This is a genomic window from Paenibacillus sp. OK003, assembly GCF_900109515.1.
Lineage (GTDB): Bacteria > Bacillota > Bacilli > Paenibacillales > Paenibacillaceae > Paenibacillus > Paenibacillus marchantiae.
In genome coordinates this window covers 1-19091 of the sequence record NZ_FOBD01000010.1, presented here as the reverse complement: position 1 = coordinate 19091, position 19091 = coordinate 1, and the positions used below count along the sequence as shown (strand labels likewise).

Sequence of the window (19091 nt, the reverse complement as noted above, 5' to 3'; positions counted from 1 at the left end):
CTCTATACGCGTTATATTACTAGCAGTTAACGATTTACACAGGAGAGACATTTAGGGCGCCACTTATGAGCGTATAATGCGTTCGAATATGCTTTACAGCCCGCTCAAGATCATTTATTCGATTGGACAACATCTCTTCAATGACAGGCTCCCATACTCTGAGTCCTACACCCACGATTGGTTTGTTTTGAATATACGCATGATGCAAGATCACTATTTCAGTAGGAGTCAGCTTTTCCACATCAAGATTAACGAGCAACGCATCCGCTTGAAACACAACCTTCTCAATAATCAACGCATACTCCCAGTTACTTAGGTCGGAAGCTGTGGATGAATCATGGTGGGCCCAAGCAATATCAGAAAATCCCGACAGACTGTCCAACGTAAATCCCAACACAACAACACTGAGCATATTCTTCTGCCACCTTCCATTATTCAATCGATTAATTACTCTATACGATATAAAAAAGCACTCCGTTAAGAGTGCTTTTAGTTCTATGTAACGTTTCGGTCGATCTGCAACAAACTTTGGCTATGAATTGCCACTTCATTATAAAACTACAGAGCTTCGTATTTCTCGCGAATCGCTTTCCACAACTGTGAGATGCGTGCCTTGGATACACCTAACATTGCTGCAATTTCTACAAATTCGTACCCCGAGGTTCGAAGTTTAAAAATCTCTATTTCCCGATCATTAAGCTTCATATTCTCCATGATGTCAGTTACGAATTCAAAATTCTCAAAAGCAAACCCGGCGTGCCCAAGCGTTAGCGCTGTATCTGTTCCATCACTTTCATCACTTGCACCAAGATCAGTACACACAAGCTGGACAGCGTTAACGACACTGAGGTTTTTCTCAGACATGCATTTGCGGTACATATCCTTGATTTTATTTTCAATCAGGTGATCTACAAATGTCGACATTCTTGCTTTTTCTGCGTCATACTTGTCCAGCGCGTTATACAACTTAATCATGATCTCCTGCGTTACATCTTCTTTTTCCATTCCTGCAAACGTTTTGCCTCTAAGCTTGTGACGACATTTTTCCTGTGCTTTGTTCAAGAACATATCTATATCCCCAATTTCAAATAAATCATCAAACCCCATAGCAGTTGTAGCAGACATCATCATTTTCCCCCAATGACTATTTTAGTTGTTCAGTTGTTTGTTTAAACTCAAACTTGCATTTCTATCGTTAAAATTTTGATCAATTCTTGCTCACTCAGCAATCTACTATCTCTAACCGTATCAAACCTCAAATATTGCTTCCCGATGTCCAAAAAACCATATCAAATATGTAGTGTTATCACTTCTTCGTAAATATGAAAACTTCTTCTTTAGGCAATGCTTGAAGCTAGATAAGTCTTTTGCATTACATAAAAATTGCGTAGATGATCCACCTCCCCTTCCGATCCACATCAAGATATAAAACTAACTTTCAAAGCTCAGCAATGGGACAATTTATCAGAGATACTTTTCCAACCTATTACATTCAGAATAACAAATACGAACTAATGTTCGCAACATATTTTTATCAACTTCTTTAGTACACCATTTACCCACTATATACGAAGCCAAATGCGAAACGTAAAGCCCGTTTTTTGCAAACAAAAAGACCAACACAGAGCGCACCACTAGGAAAATACCAAAATGGTGGAATGTGTCGGTCTTGGTCTGACATCTATTTCGTTCCAATTACCGAAGATATGGTCTTGAAGCCCTTTAATACGATTACAGGCTTCGTCAAGATTATTAATTCTATCTGATCGCCATAAGGGTAGTATAAGGAAATATGTAGGATATTGTCAACATCAAAATTAGTTCCGAAGAACCTATCCAATAAAAAAATGATCTTTAATGGGCCTTAAGGCATGTTTATAGCATTATTTTTCAGCAACCCCTCAACATCCTTGTTCATTTTAAAGACAGTTACCTGTTCCGCAAAATCAGTGCCAAAGAACATGGTTTCAATATCTTCAATTTTCAAACCCAGGTGAATATAGGAGAATACAGGACTGAAATCTTCTCTCATCATTTGTGCAAGCTTCAGCTTGTATTCGGTAAAGATCTGACTGGAATGCGATTGCATGTGTTCAAGCATGAACGCTTCAGGTTTGGTGAATTTCGCTGTAAACTTCAGGATGATAAAATGATTCATGATGACGACTCTGGTATCTACTGGCCCGCGTTCAGTAAAATCTTTCCTTATTCTTGATGCCATTTTCGCGAGTTCTCTTTCCAAGTCTTTTATTTCAATGTTCACATCCCTCCCTACAATCATCCTTTTTCCTCCTATTGCCCCTGAATACAATAATGCCCCTGAATACAATAATCAAACCTAATATAATCAAAACTCCTTACACAAGACAAGTTTCAATGCGTTTACGAACTAAAGTCCACGATCTTTTCATGAAAAAGGAATATACCCCAGAAGTAGGCTTGGGGTATATTACTGGTTTTACTATGGTTTACAATTATGCAAATAAAGCTGCACATTAAGTTTACAACTATACTATCTCGTTTTAGCATCTATTTTTAACCTTATTGTTTATTAGGCACGTCAACTTTGAGCAGGCTGAACGCCACCAGATTCAAGACCACATTGGCACCATATTCCTTCTCAATTACATCGAACGCTTCTTCCGTTGCACCAACTAGGTCGTCCTTCTCCGTGGTCATCTCCATCGTGATAATCTCCTTATGATTCAACGCAAAGGTCAGTCTGTACAGCATCGATGGTTTCCTCCCTTGAAGTTAGTTCAATATTGCGAACATCAGTGAGATCAATGATGTGCACAACATCATATGTATCTTCCAAAGTGATCGACTATCCTTCAATTTTATGTTTGGTAAAAAGTCTGCGGGATTCTTGCTTGACTTCATCGGCATTTAAAGGAATCTCGCGAACAACCTTATCGGAACCCTTCTCTTTCTGTTGCAGCCGGGGATTGTCCTCAATCCATGTCACTGTTTTCTTTTTGCCACTTCCCTTGAAATAGAAATGAGCGGTGAGTCCAATATTCATCTAGTAATACCTTCTGGCTAAATTAATGTTCTAACGTACTGTCCCTCTTGGTCTCATGTGAGCGCAGCCTCTAAAGAAATGGAAAACATCCACAAAAAAACACCTTGGAAACTGGCTCTCATATGTGCAGGGGCACCTGGCAAGGTATTAGCCATTAAAGCAAAAGAACTTGGCTCTGTAGGTGTTGATTTTGGCTCAGGAGCAGATGTTGCTATTCAGGCGGACAACGAAAACCTATATGCTTGGGATTACGAGGGATTTCCCGATTATTGGGAAGGAAGACCCAAAAAATGACCCGTCCAGGGTCTTTTTTGTTGAGTAAAGACGGGATTCAAGTGAAATTTCATTGCTATAGTAGTTATTGATAATTTGAACTAACTGACTTATTATTGTTAAGATAACTCCTAATCTAACCTGGTTTAGACTTGCATAAAAGAGGAGCACTACTTAGATTATTCAATCGTTGGAGGGAATGTAATGGCGTACTCGCAGTCAAAGACCGAAGCAGTCGCAACTCACTTAAGAAATAGATTCATGGAAGGCAATGTAGAAGGGCACGAGATCGTTGTTGCCCTGATTAGTATGGTTAAAGCCCAAAAAATTGATATAGACGACGTCGCTCCCGTCCTGTTCAATGTTTTTTTCGATAATCCAGAAGGCATTTTATCCGCTCTTGAAAAAGCCAGCACATTGGTTGATGATGAGTTAATTGATTCCATCATCAATGAAGTGAACGAGAACGCTTAATCTTACATACGAGGGGAGATTCATTGAAAATCATCTGACTTTTTTCATGCCTTGGTTCTCCCCTCATTTCAGATTTATTTAGTTAATAATGGCTCGCTTACGTGATTCGCGTTATTTTCCATCTCACCCTGCTTATTCTAAGAATGTACCTTGGCAGAATGACAGGAGAAATGAAAATAACGAAGGGAGCAACACGTATGGATCAAGTAAATAAAGCAATTCTATTTTTAGCAGTCATTGAAACCATGCTTGAAGCACTGCACCATATCGAAGTGGACCAGACAGAACTTGTGGATTCACTAGTTATGCTAGGTTTCGATCCCATTAACATTTTATACGAGACCAATACCATTAGATCCTTCCAGAAAGTGTGCAGAGCCTTCGCAGAACTCGATCTTGCAGATGAGGCCCTTTCCGCTTTTTTACAAGAGTAGCTACAGCGTTTTAGTAATTACCAATTAGATTGACCGGATACAGGTTTCTTAGAAAAGGAAGCGTGCTAAAAAGTAGAGCCTCAAGTCATTGGACTTGGGGCTCTACTTTTTTCAAATTTAACATGTGACGTCTTAACACCCTTTCTCTGAATTCGTATAGAAATGAAGGAGACATCGCGGATATCTACTTCTTCAATATGAATCTTTTAACGAAAGGACGGTTGTATGACCCAAGAAATTTTTGAACATGTTATAGACTTACATCACCCTCTAATTGGAACCGTAGATTCATCCTTGTTTCACTCACAATATGAGCATGAACATCCTAACAAAATTGTGATCATACAACATTATTATTTTTTGAAAGACGCAGCTCATTTTAATGATTGGTTAAAAAGACGTACCGAATAGCCCCTTTTTCAGTTCGTGGCTTATCTCATCCTTTTTTGCGTCTTCGTTCATCAATCAGAACCTTCAACATGAGCAATTCCCCGTAGGTCAGCTTCTTCTTGCGTACTTTCTCCACCCATGCCCATTCGTCAATGATTTTGTCGTTATAGGCATCTCCTATGTATTTATCAAGTTCATTCCATGTCCATTGCGCATAATCCAGCACTTTATTCATATCATCTTCATCCTCCGTGACCACTTCTTCCTTCAGTGGATTCAATTTAGAATTGACTGCTTGCTTAAACCTTTCATATTCCCCAGGGGTTTTGATCCAAGGTAGTGGGCATTCCTTCCACCCGACAACTTCTTTATGCGTAAAAAACACATTGGGAAAGCCACGTTCTCTAATCAGATATACTGCCAGGTCTACAACGTTATTAAATGTATCCTCATGAATGCTACCATCCTTCTCAATGCACATTTCAATACCAACCGTACTATTGTTGGGATATGTTCCAAGACGGGCCACAGCTTCATTTGTGTAAGTATCGCTACCGCAATGGTATGCAAGTTCATTATCTGGCAGACTGTTATAAATGGAGGTTCGATCTACAGAGTAATGTGCACTTGCGTAACGACCTTTTCCAACTTGCTGTGCTAAGCTTGCAAAATATGTACTGATGTTTTTGGCCGATGCGCCTGGGGAAGCCGTATAATGCATAACAATTCCTCGTTTAGCCTTCAGTTTCATTCCCGCTCGACTGTATTTATTAACAGGTATGTAGTCCTTTGTAATCGGAAGCATTAAATCTTCTCCTTGCCTTCAGCTTGATTATCTTCCTCACCCCGAAGCTTGAAAAGAGCAGAAGTGATAAATTTCGGGACAGGAAGTCCCAATTTCCCCATATTCTCAAGAATGCTTATTCCTTCAGTACCGATGATGAACATCAGCATGGCATCTCTCATAAAGTCGTTCGAATTGCCAGCTACAATATCCAGTTGATGAGCAATAATGACGAATACAAATGTTAACGACTTACGGGCAAGTCCCCACCATCCGACCCTGCTGGAAAGTTCTTTTTTGTACCATGCAGATAACACACCTGTGATGTAATCGAGTCCCACAAAAATCGTTACTGCAATAAACAGGTGATCCATCCCTCCAACCAAGTACACCATGGCAGACAATAGCCATCCAAATAAAACGGTAAAAATCGTATCTCTTTGCAATTTGCCTTCCCCCTTCAACATCTTCTTTTTCATGTTTAGGTTAGGCGGAACAAGGAGATAAGTCTCATTAGATATCGTTCCCTTTGGATATACTCACAAGCATTTCACTAAGCTAACAACAAAAATCCCTCTCGCATGCGCTGCGGAAGGGATTTTAAACAAATCATTTAGCTATACGTAGAAGGATTAGGTGTGACAGGAATGCCGGACTCCGCAGGTTGTGCTGTATTACGATTGCGGAACATGTCCTGAATTCTGTCCATCACATACGGTGTGGAATCAATCAATTTCTCGAACAAATGCGTTGAGTTGTCAAGCGGCACGATATGAACGCCCTGTTTGCCAACCACCAGGAATGCGATCGGACGAATGGATACGCCGCCCCCACTTCCGCCGCCAAATGGTGACGCAACCGATGCAGTGCTGGCATGTTCAGTAGTACTGTTTCCACTGCCACCACCGCTTCCACCTTTGCTGCTTCCGTCACTCACATGAAAATCACTGCCACCCGCAGCGAACCCGAATCCCACTTTACTGATCGGCAAAATTACAGTACCATCAGGTGTTTCAACCGCATCGCCCACGATTGTATTGACATCCACCATGGCCTTGATATTTTCCATTGCGGTTTCCATTAAGCCTTGAATTGGATGATCTGACATTTAAATTCCCTCCAGTTTCAATTTAAGCTAGGTTTGATCTAACCATATCATCCCCCAACTTGAAGGGACTTATGTAAGCCAGCCTTTTAACTAAACCTCAATACTTCAAACCGCTGACTCGGCAAAATTAAACCCGGCAGTAGCAAGCAAACTGTAGAAAATTTTCGCATACTCGGTTGCTTCTTCACTCCCAAATTGATCCAGCCAAGGGGTATAGTTCCACCCTCCAACCGCAATCATCTTTATGAAAACTATATAACTCGGGAACAATACAACACTTAAATTTGCGATTTACTGTGTTGTTTCTTGAGCTTTAGCTTACGTCTACGCCGTTGTTCTTGTAAAAGTTTGAACCACATCCGCCATCCGCCATCTACTTGGAGCACCCGGGTTAAGAGCGTAAGTCCTGCAATCATAACTGCTGTAATGCGGATCTTTAATTTCCAATCCAGCTCGGTTTGGAACTCCATCTCGTCTTCCCACACCGGCACAACTTGTAAATTTGGCGTTTGTCCAAAACGGATTTGATAAGAGAGGTATCCAATGAGGATCGACTTGATACTCCACACCCAACCTATAAGAACAGCCGTATAAGCTGCATCTCCGACGCCAATGCGAGTAGACCAGGACAAATGAGTCATATGTACACGAGAGAGCGTTTGCTTGATCCAGAGCTTTAATGCTTCTGTTGCCCTGAGCATGATTTTTACATCCTTAGCCCATTTTTTGACTTTACGTTTGTTAACACGCTCGCTGCTCTGGGTTTCTCCCCTCGAATGATTCATTCGCTGCTCCGTCTTCACCAGAAAACCTTCCTTCATATTACGAAAGACAATACTAGGAATTTCATAGTTAATACGCACAATGCCATATAGCAGACGAACCGTAATCTTGGCATAATCGTCATGATTGTGTTTCTTGAATGTGAAATGCACATGAACATATGAGATGAGGACTGCGACAAGAAGCAGTGCGATCAACAAGCCGATTCCTCCAAGCCAAATCCACACAGGCCTTACCTCCAAGCCCTCAATTCTTTTCTCGTCTAGTATGACACTCTATATAGGAAAAAATTCACGTCTGACCTTAAAATTCCATATTAAATCTTTGGACCACCTTGAACTCCATTCCGCAAACCACGTCAAAAAAACCGGCCCTCCGAAAGGGTACCGGTTTTGAATCGATCCAGACTGCAAATTTATGAGTTCAAAGGATCATCTTCATTATTTATATCATTTGCATTTGCATCGTCTTCGAGATTAGTTCTATCCAGGTCCAGGTCCGCATGCTGCACATCCAATTTTTCAAAAAGCAGCTGTGTTTCTTCCTCCAGATTCTCGGAATCTTCAAACAACCCTGGCTCCGGCAGATCTTTGAGCGAAGCCAAACCAAAGTAATCCAAGAAGGACTTGGTAGTGCCATATAGAATTGGGCGTCCAATGGCCTCAGCCCGTCCCACTTCCTGAATGAGATCCTTGTTCACAAGGGTATGAATGGCACGTTCGGATTTTACGCCACGGATCTCCTCAATCTCCACACGAGTGATAGGCTGACGATAAGCCACAATAGCGAGCGTCTCCAGTGCCGCCTGGGATAAAGAAGTCCGTGCAGGTGAATACGCCAATTTCTCAAAATAAGGCGCATGTTCCGGTAATGTACCCAGTTGGACAACCCCTGCAATTTTAAGAATTTGTACGCCTCGTCCCTGCTTGGCAAACTCAGCGATCATTTCTTCAATCGCATCCGACACAAGTTCAGTTCGCTGATCCACGATTTCGGCCAGTTGTTTAATGCTCAGACCTTCTTCTCCGGACAAAAACAGCAGGCCTTCAATAATCGATTTCAATTTCAGAAAATCCATGATTCTTTGTTTCCCCTCTCCACTCCATAACGATATCCTCAAACATCCGCTCCTGATAACAGACAATCTGCTTCATCTTCATCAGCTCCAGTACCGCCAGAAAAGTTACGACAATCTCATGCCGATAAATTTGGTTATCCAGCAGCTTGGAGAATAACAGCCTGCCTCCCGGTCCCATACTTTCCAACGCGCCGATGACATCGCGGATACGATCCTTCACCGAGATTTCATCCCGATGGATTCGAGTTACGGTTGTCCGCTTCTCCGCCTTGCGCAGCGCCTTCTGGAAGGCCGCAATCAGATCCGAGGTATGCAAACCCTCGACCGGATTCGATTGTGCTTCTACAGGCATATACGGCCGCAAATCCTCGGGTTCTTTGGAGAAAATAAGGCTGCGTTCCCACTCCCGTTCGTGCAAGTGACGCGCGATTCCCTTGTATTTGCGATATTCAATCAGACGTGCAATCAGTTCGGCACGTGGATCATAATCTTCATCTTCCATATATGCATAATCCTCAAAGTCCTCGATTACCGGTGGTTTGGGCAATAACAGTTTGCTCTTGATCGACAGCAGTGTTGCCGCCATTACCAGAAATTCACTCGTAATATCCAGCTCCAGCTCCTGCATCGAATGCAGATACGCCATATATTGATCGGTAATATCGCTGATGGGAATATCCTGGATATGAATCTCTGCCTTATCGATCAGATGAAGCAGCAGATCCAAAGGCCCTTCAAAAGTCTCCAGTTTGTATGTAACTACCGTCACTAGACGAATCCTCCCGCCAGAAAAATAAAAACCCCCGCTAAGCCGCCGAATCCGGTCTCCCGTTTTCGTCTGCGCAGAGCAGGGCACTATATTAAATAAGCACTATTTTAGCTGTTTCGTCAAGTTCGCCATTTCAATCGCGGCAGTAGCTGCATCCCAGCCTTTGTTTCCTGCCTTTGTTCCAGCGCGCTCAATGGCCTGTTCAATATTCTCAGTTGTAACCAGACCGAAGATTGTAGGTACGCCTGTTTTCAGGTTAATTGCGGCTACACCCTTAGCCATCTCATTGCACACATAATCATAATGTGTTGTTGAACCACGGATAACCGTCCCCAACGTAATGACAGCATCGTATTTGCCACTTTCAGCCATTTTTTGGGCAATCAACGGGATTTCGAAGGCTCCAGGAACCCAGGCTACATCCACTTCATCATCCTGTACACCGTGACGTTTGAACGCGTCCAGTGCTCCGCTGAGCAATTTGCTTGTAATGAACTCGTTAAAACGTCCTACAACCACTCCATATTTTAATCCTTCTGATACCAAATGTCCTTCAAAAAAGTGTGGCATTCAAGTCATCTCCCTAATTGTATTATATGATGTACGCAGCATATCTTCGGGAACTATTTCACCCCGTATAACCTCAGAAATCTGCTCAGTTTTTTTCTTCATTCTGCTCGATATCGTCGAAATTCAACATATGGCCGAGCTTCGCCTGCTTCGTATGCAAGTAGACCGTATTATCGTCGTTCTCTTCCATCTGAATCGGAACTCGTTCCACCACTTCAAGTCCGTAACCTTCAAGCCCTTTAATTTTGCGTGGATTGTTGGTTAACAAACGTATTTGACGAACACCAAGATCCTTGAGAATTTGGGCACCAATGCCGTAATCTCGAAGATCGGCAGCAAACCCAAGCTTCAGATTGGCATCCACGGTGTCCAGACCTTCCTCTTGCAGCTTGTAGGCTTTGAGCTTGTTGATCAGTCCAATGCCTCGTCCTTCCTGTCTCATGTAGAGCAGAACGCCATTGCCTTCGTCATGAATCTGTTTCAATGCTGCATCGAATTGTGGACCACAGTCGCATCGATGAGAATGGAATACATCTCCTGTGAGACATTCGGAGTGTACACGAACCAATACAGGCTTCGATCCGTCAATTTCGCCTTTAACCAAAGCGACATGCTCCTTGTTATCCACCGCATTGGTGTACGCCACTGCCTGGAATTCACCAAAGTCCGTTGGCATACGCACAGCTACTTCGCGTTGAACCAGCTGTTCCTTCTCATTCCGATACCGAATCATGTCCTGAATGCTGATTAGCTTCAGATCATGCTTGCGGGCGATCTCCTGCAGATCGGGAAGTCTGGCCATCGTGCCATCTTCCTTGATCACTTCACAGATTACACCTGCCGGATAGGAACCGCACATAATGGCGAGATCTACAGCCGCTTCCGTATGTCCCGCGCGTCTTAGCACACCGCCGTCTTTGGCGATAAGTGGGAACATGTGGCCCGGCTTGCGGAAATCTCCACTTTTCGCTTCAGGATCGATTAGACCCTTAACTGTAATGGAGCGTTCATGAGCCGAGATGCCCGTTGTGGTATCTTTATGATCTACAGAGACGGTGAAAGCCGTCCCATGAAAGTCCGTATTTTGCTGAACCATAGGTTTCAGGTTGAGTTCATCGGCACGTTGCTGCGTAATGGGAACACACACCAGACCTCTGCCTTCGGTAATCATGAAATTGATCACTTCAGGTGTAGCCTTTTCCGCCAAAGCGATAAAGTCGCCTTCATTCTCCCGATCCTCATCATCCACCACAATAACCGGTTTACCCTGCATGAGATCGTAGATGGCTTCCTCAATAGAATTCAGAATGGATTTCTCTGACATAGGTCCCCCTCCAGTTTCCATTTTAATTTATATTTGTATTTAATCGATTAGTTACGCAAATCCGTGATTAGCGAGGAAATCCTCACTGATACTTCGCGGCTTGCCCGCACCAGTCTCCTGATGTCCCTTACCATAGTGCAGCAGATGATCCACATATTTGCCCAAAATATCACACTCAATATTGATGGTATCCCCCGTCTTTTTCACATTTAATACGGTCTCACCAATGGTATGTGGAATAATGGATACGGTGAATGCGGTCTGTGAAGTATGCACAACGGTCAGACTAATTCCGTCCAGGGTTACAGACCCTTTGGGTATCAGATATTTAAACAGCTGCGTATCGTCAGGTTTGATCTCGAATACAATCGCATTCTGGTCACGTGTAATGCTGCCAATGACCCCAGTGCCATCGACATGGCCCTGAACGATATGCCCGCCAAAACGACCGCCTGACAGCATGGCTCGCTCCAGATTAACTTTGCTGCCGGATTGCAATTGACTAAGATTGGTATGTCGATATGTCTCAGGCATCACATCAGCAGTAAAACCGCCACCCTCCAGGGTTGTTGCAGTTAAGCATACCCCGTTTACAGCTACACTATCGCCAATCTTCAAGTCGTTCATAATGGCGGAAGCTCCGATATTCAGGACCATCGCTTCGCCTTTCCGACCTATACGCCGAATCTGACCGACTTCTTCCACCAAACCGGTAAACATGCTACCGCCTCCTTTATTTATTTCGATATCGTTAGTTCATTTATTCAGGCCAAACCGGAATTCCGCCAATGCTGATATTATCTCCAACTTGCTCCATTTCCAGCTGATGTAATTGAATCGCCTGACTCATGCGCTCCACACCCTCGAAGCGGAAACTGCCTGGTGTATCATATCCTCCGACAATTTTCGGAGCAATGAACATGAGCAGTCGATCTACCAACCGTGCTTCCAGCATGGCCCCATTCAATGTGCCACCGCCTTCAAGCAAAATCGAACCAATCTCACGCTCACCAAGCTTGCTAAGTGCACTCAACAAATCGACACGTGGTCCTGGACCACAACGTATAATCTCCACCCCATAGGCTTCCAGCCGCTCAGCCGCTTCAGAGCTCGCCTCATCCGTTGTAAGCACCCAGGTTGGTGCAAGGCCATCCTTGACCATTTTGGCGCCTACAGGCAGACGCAGCTTGGAATCGACGACGATTCGCACTGGGCTGATCCCTTCCACTTGCAAGCGAGTCGTGAGTTCGGGATTGTCTGCAATGACCGTTTCCACACCAACCATAATTCCTTGATGGCGATGGCGAAGAGCGTGTACAATCTCGCGAGCTGACTCGTTAGAAATCCATTTGCTGTCACCGCTACGCGTAGCAATTTTGCCATCCAGTGTAGAAGCTGTCTTCAAAGTTACAAAGGGCAAACCTGTTGTAATGTATTTGATGAATTTCTCGTTCATCCGTCTTCCGCGCTCGCGCAGCACTCCAACTTCAACTTCAATCCCTTGTTGACGCAGCATGCTGATCCCTCTGCCGGATACTTGCGGATTTGGATCTTCGCAGCATACGACGACACGTTTCACTTTCTCATGAATGAGACGTTCGCTGCACGGTGGAGTCTTGCCATAGTGACTACAGGGTTCAAGCGTAACGTATACTGTACTGCCTTCGGCATCACTGCCCGCCATGTTCAGCGCATGAACCTCTGCATGACCCGTTCCCCGTTTGAGATGACTTCCGAGGCCAACGATACGTCCTTCTTTTACAACGACACAACCTACTACCGGATTGATTCCGGTCTGTCCTTGTGCCCGCTCTGCCATATCCAGTGCCAGCGCCATATAAAATTCATCATTAATCATTTCCAAGTCCGTTCACCCCACGGTTAAAATCATAAGTTTAGACCTCCCTTCCAACAGAGAGGCATGTTCCATATCCAATAAGAAAAACGTCTATCGAAGTACTTCAAGAAAGCTAGACCGCGTTTAGCGGAAATTTTTCTTGCAATATCAGGAACATCATGCTTCGAAGTTTTTACTTTACTGATATTATAAAAAAATCCCCGTCGAACAAACCGTTCGATGGGGATGATGAGAGACATGTGTCACCAGCAGTACTATTGATACAGTGCCAACAACACATCGCCCAAAACTTCATTTCAGGCAAGTGAAAGCAGACACATACCTTAATGAACTTCAATTAACAGGTAAAGAGCTTCTATGATGTGGCATATGTATGAAGATTGCCGGAAGTAACCGGATTTCTCCCTGCACAGGAAATGAAAATGAATTCGTCAAAAACTGTACAGCAACACTACTGCGGAATGCGGCCCGTAAAGACTGCACCCTCTCCTTCTCCCATCCAGACTATACTGTCGGTTCTGGAATTACACCAGATCAGCCATCTGCCACAGGCAGACAGGTCACGGACTTTGCATCAATGCTGGATAGATACCCTCACATACTGCATCACCGCCGGTAGGGAATTACACCCTGCCCTGAAGGATTCGTTGCGTTATTAATTGGATGTTAGCACTTTAACGCCAAAAAATCAATTGTTTTTTGTTCCTTTTTGTCACATACTAACTTTTAATAAGCTTAAGTGTAAACAAAAACCGCTTCGCTCATTGCGAAACGGTTTGCATACAGTTATTGATTAAGCTTCTACTACTTCAACAGTTTCCATTTTGTCGCGACCTTCGAAAGCGTCCACGAACTCCATACCTTTGGTTACTTTACCAAACACAGTATGTTGTCCATCCAAATGTGGTTGCGGTTGGTAGCAGATGTAGAACTGGCTTCCGCCTGTGTTACGGCCTGCATGTGCCATAGCCAATGTTCCACGCTCATGTTTGTTCGGGTTGATTTCACAGTTAATTGTGTAACCTGGGCCGCCTGCACCGGAACCGTTAGGGCATCCGCCTTGAGCTACAAAGCCCGGGATAACACGGTGGAATACAAGACCGTTGTAGAAACCGGAGTTAGCCAGTTTCTCAAAGTTTGCTACTGTGTTTGGAGCTTCTTGATCGAACAGATCGATTACAACTTCTCCGCCGTTTGCCATTTTGATTTTCGCTTGTTTCGCCATATGTAAATGACTCCTTTCGTATTGACCATCGTTAATGGTGCCAGAACGCATGACCCTGGGCCAAGCTTTATAGCACTTTTCTTAGTGTACACCGAAAATGGATTGATCGCAAAATAATCAGCAAGATTTTTTCAAATTTCAGCCCTAAAGATGCAAAAGAAGACAAAAAAGGAGTGTCCTTTTTTTGTCTTCTTCCTATAGTGCTCCGCTATTTGTTCTTTAATTAACGGGTAACTGGCTGTTTTGCAATGCGCTCAGGTACCAGATCATTCTGGATGATGTCCTGATACGTCTCACGGCGTACGACAACATCCCCTTGACCGTCTTTGACAAATACCACTGCCGGACGACGAATCCGGTTGTAATTGCTTGCCATCGAGTAGTTGTATGCGCCTGTGCAAGCTACTGCGAGCAGATCGCCGCTTTGCACTTTAGGCAGGTCCAGATCCCAGATCAGCATATCGCCGCTCTCACAACATTTACCAGCAACAGATACCGTTTCCTGAGCAGCCTCATTTGCACGGTTTGCCAATACAGCCTCATATTTGGACTCATACAGCGCTGGACGTGGATTGTCTGTCATTCCACCATCAACAGCTACGTATTTACGAACTCCTGGAATATCTTTGCTTGTTCCAACAGTGTAGAGCGTAGTTCCCGCTTCACCTACGATGCTGCGGCCTGGTTCAACCCAGATCTCAGGCACGGCATAGCCGATTTGAGCAAAATGATTTTTCACCGCATCCGTGATGGCTTTTACGTATTGTGAAACTTCAAGCGGTGTATCTCCATCGATATAGCGGATGCCGAAGCCACCGCCCAGATTAACCACTTTGAATGCCACGTTAAGACGCTCATACACAGCTGCTGCAAACTCAGCAACGCGTTGAACGGCCATTTGGAAACCTTCAACTTCAAAAATTTGGGATCCGATGTGTGAATGCACACCGAGCAATACCAGATTTGACTGCTTGGAAGCCAATTCAATGGCTTCAAATGCGGTTCCATTTCCGATATCGAATCCAAATTTGGAATCCGTTTGTCCTGTCGAGATATATTCATGCGTATGCGCTTCAACACCAGGCGTCACACGAAGCAAAATGTTAACTTTGCGATTTTTGTCTGCGGCTACAGCTTGCAGCAAGTGCAGTTCATTGAAGTTATCCACAACGAAGCAGCCAATCTCTGCATCAAGCGCCATTTCGATCTCTTCCAGCGTTTTGTTGTTACCGTGGAAATGAATACGCTCTGCCGGGAAACCGGCTTGCAGTGCCGTGAACAATTCACCGTCGGATACAACATCCAGGGAAAGTCCTTCTTCCGCAGCAAGGGCACACATCGCCATTACGCAGAATGCTTTACTTGCATAAGCAACCTGAAAGCCCAGACCTGAAGCACGGAACGCTTCCATGTACTCTCTGCAACGCTCACGAACCAATTGCTCGTCCACAACATACAGGGGAGTTCCAAATTGTTCTTTCAAGTCGGTTGTATCGACTCCACCAATTTCCAGATGTCCCTGTGCATTTATTTTACTTGTACCATGTAAATACATAATCTGCATTCCTCACTTTTTTATATACTGGAACAGCTGTTATTCCAATGATTTTACACCAGTATATCAAATTAGAAAATGAGAAGAATGGATTTTTCGGCAGATCATTTGTGTTTTTTACTTTTTTGCAGCTCCCCGTCTGGATCACTGTCCATTTTGGTATTGTCACGCGTTTTGTTGATCGAAGGACGTTTTTTATTTTCCAACAGCGGCAAACGGAACAAAAAGTTACCCAAAGCCTTTGCATTAAAAGGTATGAACGGCCAGAGATAAGAAGAGTTGTAGGAGCGATGCAAGGTGAGAGCCACGATAATGAACGTCGTCCCGACAACGAAGCCGGGAACCTTGAATATCGCCACCGCAACCAGCAAAAACAATCTGACCAAACGATTCGCCAAACCAAGCTCATAACTGGGTGTTGCAAACATACCAATCGCGGCAATCGCCATGTAAAGTACCACTTCATTCACAAAATATCCTGTTTTCACAGCGATATCCCCGACCAAAATGGCCGCGATCAAACCCATGGCCGAAGCGAGTGGCGTCGGGGTATGGACTGCGGCCATCCGCAATAAATCCACCCCGAATTCAATAAGCAGGAACTGCAGAATCAGCGGAAGCTGAGCATTCTCATGAGGACCGATGAACTCCATTCCTGCTGGCTTGATGGCAGGGTCAATCACCATCAGCAACCACAGCGGCAACAGGAAAAGCGAAATCAGAATGCCCCCAAATCGTACCCAGCGCAGATAGGTTCCCATAAACGCGGTCTGCCTGTTCTCTTCTGCATGCTCACACAGGTCAAAAAAGGTCGTGGGCAGAATCATCACACTGGGTGAAGTATCTACAAAAACAACAACCCGCCCGTCCATCAGGTGGGAAGCTGTCACATCCGGTCGTTCCGAATAACGAACCAATGGATACGGGTGCCACCCCTTGTTAATAATCGCTTCTTCAAGCTGTTTATCGGCAGCAGGGATACCATCGATATTTACTCGTTTGATTTTTTCACGAACGGAATCCACCTGAACCTTGTCCACGATATCGTCAATATATACAACACAGACATCCGTTTGCGATCTGCGTCCGACCTGCATAATTTCAAACTTTAACCCAGGGTCCCGTATTCTTCGGCGCACTAACGCCACGTTAGTCAGAAGTGTCTCCGTGAATCCGTCTCTTGAACCCCGCACCACTCTCTCCAGCGAAGGTTCCTCTGGAGAACGTACCGGATAGCTACGGGTATCCATAATAATAACGGAACGATCCCCTTCGACAAACATGGCACTCATGCCTGTGAGGACCTTGTTGATGACGGCGCTCATTTTCTCCACTCGCTCAACTTGAATATGAGGAATGTAACATTCAAAATACGATTTTAACGCATGTCCGGACACTTGCTCCGGTGTAAGATAGGTTAACCTTTTTAACACTTCAAGCAGAATCTCATCCTTCGCAAATCCAGTCAGCAGCAGCAATCCAACGTGTTTGCCACCCAAAACCATTTCCCTCATATTCACATCAAAGGACTCTCCAAGTCCCAACACTTGCTGAAGCGTATATTTGTTATCACTCATGCGAGGGGATATATCGTCGTTTTCCTGCCAATATTCTACCGATTCCTCGATACTGTCAGACATTTCATTTTGCTTCTTCTTTTCGTAAGCCTTCTTTTCTTCTTCCTCCTGAATCTCATAAGGAGATTTATGCATCATCTCTTCGGATGTTGCTTCGCTGGAGTCATGCCCGTCGTTGTCCGATCTTACGTCCATTTCCCATCCTCCTTAGGCCTAACGTTTTAACGCTGGTATACAAAAAAGTCAAACAGGGAACCTGTCATCTTCCCCAAAATCATAGCAAGCAACAATCCAAACAAATACGATTTCATGCCCAGTCGTTTCGCCAGCACTGGCAGTACATTCAGCACTTCAGTCAGTGCCGCCGCAAGCAGACCGATGAACACACCGCAAAACAGTCCAATGATCGGGCTGAGCAACAGCACTCCATGCACCTTCCAGTGCCAAAAATCCGCAACGGTACCGAGCAGCGAACCTCCAATTAAGGCCCCTTCATACCAATGGGTTTTGTCATAGGATCGCGTAAGCTGAGCTAGTCTGGGGATCATATCAAGCACGAGAATAAGCGCAATCACACCGCTTCCTACAGCGATTCCCCCCGCAATGCCCAGCACAATGCTGATTGCTCCGTTAAGAACGCTCATCCGCATTCATCTCCCTGCGTTCCTCTTCATGCATACGTTCGGTTTCTTCAATCACCACATACTTGTCTACATTTTGCTGATATAGGAACATTTCTACTTCCAAAGGGGTAGGTTCTTCATTCCATTTTTTCTTAAATAAATGATTGAAGAACACCGCCATGCCAAAACCGATCCCGATGGAATATGCCACCTGAAACAGATACGGATGCTCATCCCGGCGGCCTGTAATCATCTCTACAATTCGAATCTGAACTTCCTGCATGTTTACGTCCGCATGAAAATTCATAATGGTCAATGCTGATCCAAAGAAAAGCAGCAGCCACACCAGGATAAACAGAGATTTGGAAGGCTTGCCACTTCCCACAACCACCTCAACCAGCGTATGACCCGAGCCGATTAATTCAACAGTGACATCTGGCAAGGCACGACGGATCTCGGGGATGATCTGCAATATATCAATGAGAATCAGATTGCCGTCCTCCGGTCCGGGGCGCAGCAATTCAAGCTCAAGCAGCCTTCCTTCCTGTTCTTCGGGAGAGGTGAGCAAGTGAGCTACATCTCCAAGCTTGACACTTCGGCCTCTTTGGATGCGAATACGGCTGCGCAAACGAACATAGACCGTTGGAGTGGGTGTCAGGGACATCCGGAACACTCCTTTACTGCGTAATTTAGGTTAGTATTTGAAGAATGTGCAAATTTATTACATTCTGGTTGGAAAAAGGTTGTGTGGACCCTGCGGGCGCTTCGGGATAGATCGGCCTCGGTCGCTGTTGCTCTCAGGTTAGTAAGGGAACTACACGCAGGCGCTCCAGCTGCAGACCAACCTTCCGATCGCTGTTGTCTCCAAATTCTTTTGATTTATTTCTAAATGTTAGAAATTTGGAGACAAAGGCGAACGCTTCGCTTCTTCAGGTCAAATCTGCCGCCTACGTTGCTTGTGTGTATCCTTAGACGAGCCCTCACGCTTCGCTCCTTTGTCCGATTCCATCCCTCCGCTGCACGGGTCCCTTTTTTTCAAAGGCCTGCAATAAATGTGCAGGGAGGCGGTAGTAGGAGATTTTTTAAGCTGGTTTAATTACAGCTTTTTCCTATTACATTTCTTTTATGACTAACGAACACAAAACAAAAACCAGCTAATGTTTGTCAAGCATTTCTTGTTGGATGAGTTCTTTTTTCGTGTTATACTTTTTCCGACCAACACGAATAACCTCCACTGCTAT

The 19091-nt window shown here is 44.5% G+C and carries 23 protein-coding genes and 1 riboswitch; of the genes, 3 read left to right on the top strand and 20 right to left on the bottom strand.

Annotated features, from left to right (window positions below; translation table 11 throughout):
• Positions 1-34: 34 nt before the first annotated feature.
• The 5 genes from BMW94_RS16870 to BMW94_RS16850 all read right to left on the bottom strand — a co-directional run bounded on the left by BMW94_RS16870 (position 35) and on the right by BMW94_RS16850 (position 3025).
• Positions 35-412: a hypothetical protein gene (locus BMW94_RS16870; RefSeq protein WP_091000217.1), complete on the bottom strand. Its 378-nt coding sequence runs from the start codon at positions 410-412 to the stop codon at positions 35-37.
• 146 nt (positions 413-558) lie between these two features.
• Complete coding sequence (locus BMW94_RS16865) at positions 559-1125, bottom strand: sigma-70 family RNA polymerase sigma factor (protein ID WP_175480742.1); 567 nt, start codon at positions 1123-1125, stop codon at positions 559-561.
• Positions 1126-1864: 739 nt separating this feature from the next.
• Positions 1865-2281 carry a Na-translocating system protein MpsC family protein gene (locus BMW94_RS16860; RefSeq protein WP_091000213.1) on the bottom strand — a complete coding sequence of 139 codons (417 nt, stop codon included), beginning with the start codon at positions 2279-2281 and terminating at the stop codon, positions 1865-1867.
• Between the two features lie 260 nt (positions 2282-2541).
• The gene (locus BMW94_RS16855) at positions 2542-2733 is read right to left on the bottom strand and encodes a hypothetical protein (RefSeq protein WP_091000211.1); all 192 of its coding nucleotides are present in this window, start codon (positions 2731-2733) and stop codon (positions 2542-2544) included.
• A 94-nt stretch (positions 2734-2827) separates the two neighbouring features.
• Positions 2828-3025, bottom strand: a complete 198-nt coding sequence (locus BMW94_RS16850) for a hypothetical protein (protein WP_091000210.1) — start codon at positions 3023-3025, stop codon at positions 2828-2830.
• A 78-nt stretch (positions 3026-3103) separates the two neighbouring features.
• Between BMW94_RS16850 and BMW94_RS16845 the strand changes: the two genes are divergently transcribed.
• The 3 genes from BMW94_RS16845 to BMW94_RS16835 all read left to right on the top strand — a co-directional run bounded on the left by BMW94_RS16845 (position 3104) and on the right by BMW94_RS16835 (position 4206).
• Complete coding sequence (locus BMW94_RS16845; protein WP_091000209.1) at positions 3104-3319, top strand: GT-D fold domain-containing protein; 216 nt, start codon at positions 3104-3106, stop codon at positions 3317-3319.
• A gap of 183 nt (positions 3320-3502) precedes the next feature.
• Positions 3503-3772: a hypothetical protein gene (locus BMW94_RS16840; protein WP_091000207.1), complete on the top strand. Its 270-nt coding sequence runs from the start codon at positions 3503-3505 to the stop codon at positions 3770-3772.
• Between the two features lie 197 nt (positions 3773-3969).
• On the top strand, positions 3970-4206 hold the full coding sequence (locus BMW94_RS16835; protein ID WP_111620742.1) for a hypothetical protein: 237 nt from the start codon (positions 3970-3972) through the stop codon (positions 4204-4206).
• A gap of 436 nt (positions 4207-4642) precedes the next feature.
• Here BMW94_RS16835 and BMW94_RS16830 read toward each other — a convergent pair whose 3' ends face one another.
• From BMW94_RS16830 to BMW94_RS16760, 15 genes are all read right to left on the bottom strand, one after another.
• Positions 4643-5401: a peptidoglycan recognition protein family protein gene (locus BMW94_RS16830; protein WP_091000203.1), complete on the bottom strand. Its 759-nt coding sequence runs from the start codon at positions 5399-5401 to the stop codon at positions 4643-4645.
• A complete protein-coding gene (locus tag BMW94_RS16825) occupies positions 5401-5826 on the bottom strand; it encodes a phage holin family protein (protein ID WP_254790268.1) in 426 nt (141 codons plus the stop codon). Before BMW94_RS16825 ends, BMW94_RS16830 begins: the two co-directional genes overlap by 1 nt.
• Positions 5827-5993: 167 nt before the next feature.
• Positions 5994-6488 carry a GerW family sporulation protein gene (gene ytfJ, locus BMW94_RS16820; RefSeq protein WP_091000202.1) on the bottom strand — a complete coding sequence of 165 codons (495 nt, stop codon included), beginning with the start codon at positions 6486-6488 and terminating at the stop codon, positions 5994-5996.
• A 278-nt stretch (positions 6489-6766) separates the two neighbouring features.
• Positions 6767-7498, bottom strand: coding sequence for a DUF2953 domain-containing protein (locus BMW94_RS16815; RefSeq protein ID WP_091000201.1), 732 nt, complete (start codon positions 7496-7498; stop codon positions 6767-6769).
• Between the two features lie 188 nt (positions 7499-7686).
• Positions 7687-8349, bottom strand: a complete 663-nt coding sequence (scpB, locus tag BMW94_RS16810; RefSeq protein WP_091000200.1) for an SMC-Scp complex subunit ScpB — start codon at positions 8347-8349, stop codon at positions 7687-7689.
• Positions 8318-9118, bottom strand: coding sequence for a segregation and condensation protein A (locus BMW94_RS16805; protein ID WP_063565744.1), 801 nt, complete (start codon positions 9116-9118; stop codon positions 8318-8320). Before BMW94_RS16805 ends, scpB begins: the two co-directional genes overlap by 32 nt.
• Positions 9119-9220: 102 nt before the next feature.
• Complete coding sequence (gene ribE / locus BMW94_RS16800) at positions 9221-9688, bottom strand: 6,7-dimethyl-8-ribityllumazine synthase (protein WP_024630943.1); 468 nt, start codon at positions 9686-9688, stop codon at positions 9221-9223.
• An 85-nt stretch (positions 9689-9773) separates the two neighbouring features.
• The gene (locus BMW94_RS16795) at positions 9774-11012 is read right to left on the bottom strand and encodes a bifunctional 3,4-dihydroxy-2-butanone-4-phosphate synthase/GTP cyclohydrolase II (RefSeq protein WP_091000196.1); all 1239 of its coding nucleotides are present in this window, start codon (positions 11010-11012) and stop codon (positions 9774-9776) included.
• A gap of 51 nt (positions 11013-11063) precedes the next feature.
• Positions 11064-11732 carry a riboflavin synthase gene (gene ribE, locus BMW94_RS16790; protein WP_064636805.1) on the bottom strand — a complete coding sequence of 223 codons (669 nt, stop codon included), beginning with the start codon at positions 11730-11732 and terminating at the stop codon, positions 11064-11066.
• Between the two features lie 40 nt (positions 11733-11772).
• Positions 11773-12876 carry a bifunctional diaminohydroxyphosphoribosylaminopyrimidine deaminase/5-amino-6-(5-phosphoribosylamino)uracil reductase RibD gene (gene ribD, locus BMW94_RS16785; protein WP_175480741.1) on the bottom strand — a complete coding sequence of 368 codons (1104 nt, stop codon included), beginning with the start codon at positions 12874-12876 and terminating at the stop codon, positions 11773-11775.
• Positions 12877-13353: 477 nt separating this feature from the next.
• Positions 13354-13517, bottom strand: a riboswitch (FMN riboswitch).
• 146 nt (positions 13518-13663) lie between these two features.
• Positions 13664-14095 (bottom strand): peptidylprolyl isomerase, encoded by a 432-nt coding sequence (locus BMW94_RS16780; protein ID WP_024630947.1) that lies wholly within the window; start codon positions 14093-14095, stop codon positions 13664-13666.
• 223 nt (positions 14096-14318) lie between these two features.
• Entirely contained in the window at positions 14319-15650 is a 1332-nt protein-coding gene (lysA, locus tag BMW94_RS16775; protein WP_091000194.1) for a diaminopimelate decarboxylase, read from the bottom strand.
• A 104-nt stretch (positions 15651-15754) separates the two neighbouring features.
• A complete protein-coding gene (locus BMW94_RS16770; protein WP_091000378.1) occupies positions 15755-17365 on the bottom strand; it encodes a spore germination protein in 1611 nt (536 codons plus the stop codon).
• 83 nt (positions 17366-17448) lie between these two features.
• On the bottom strand, positions 17449-17877 hold the full coding sequence (locus tag BMW94_RS16765) for a stage V sporulation protein AB (protein WP_175480740.1): 429 nt from the start codon (positions 17875-17877) through the stop codon (positions 17449-17451).
• Complete coding sequence (locus tag BMW94_RS16760; RefSeq protein WP_091000190.1) at positions 17858-18514, bottom strand: stage V sporulation protein AA; 657 nt, start codon at positions 18512-18514, stop codon at positions 17858-17860. The genes BMW94_RS16765 and BMW94_RS16760 overlap by 20 nt, the downstream gene beginning before the upstream one ends.
• Positions 18515-19091 lie beyond the last annotated feature (577 nt).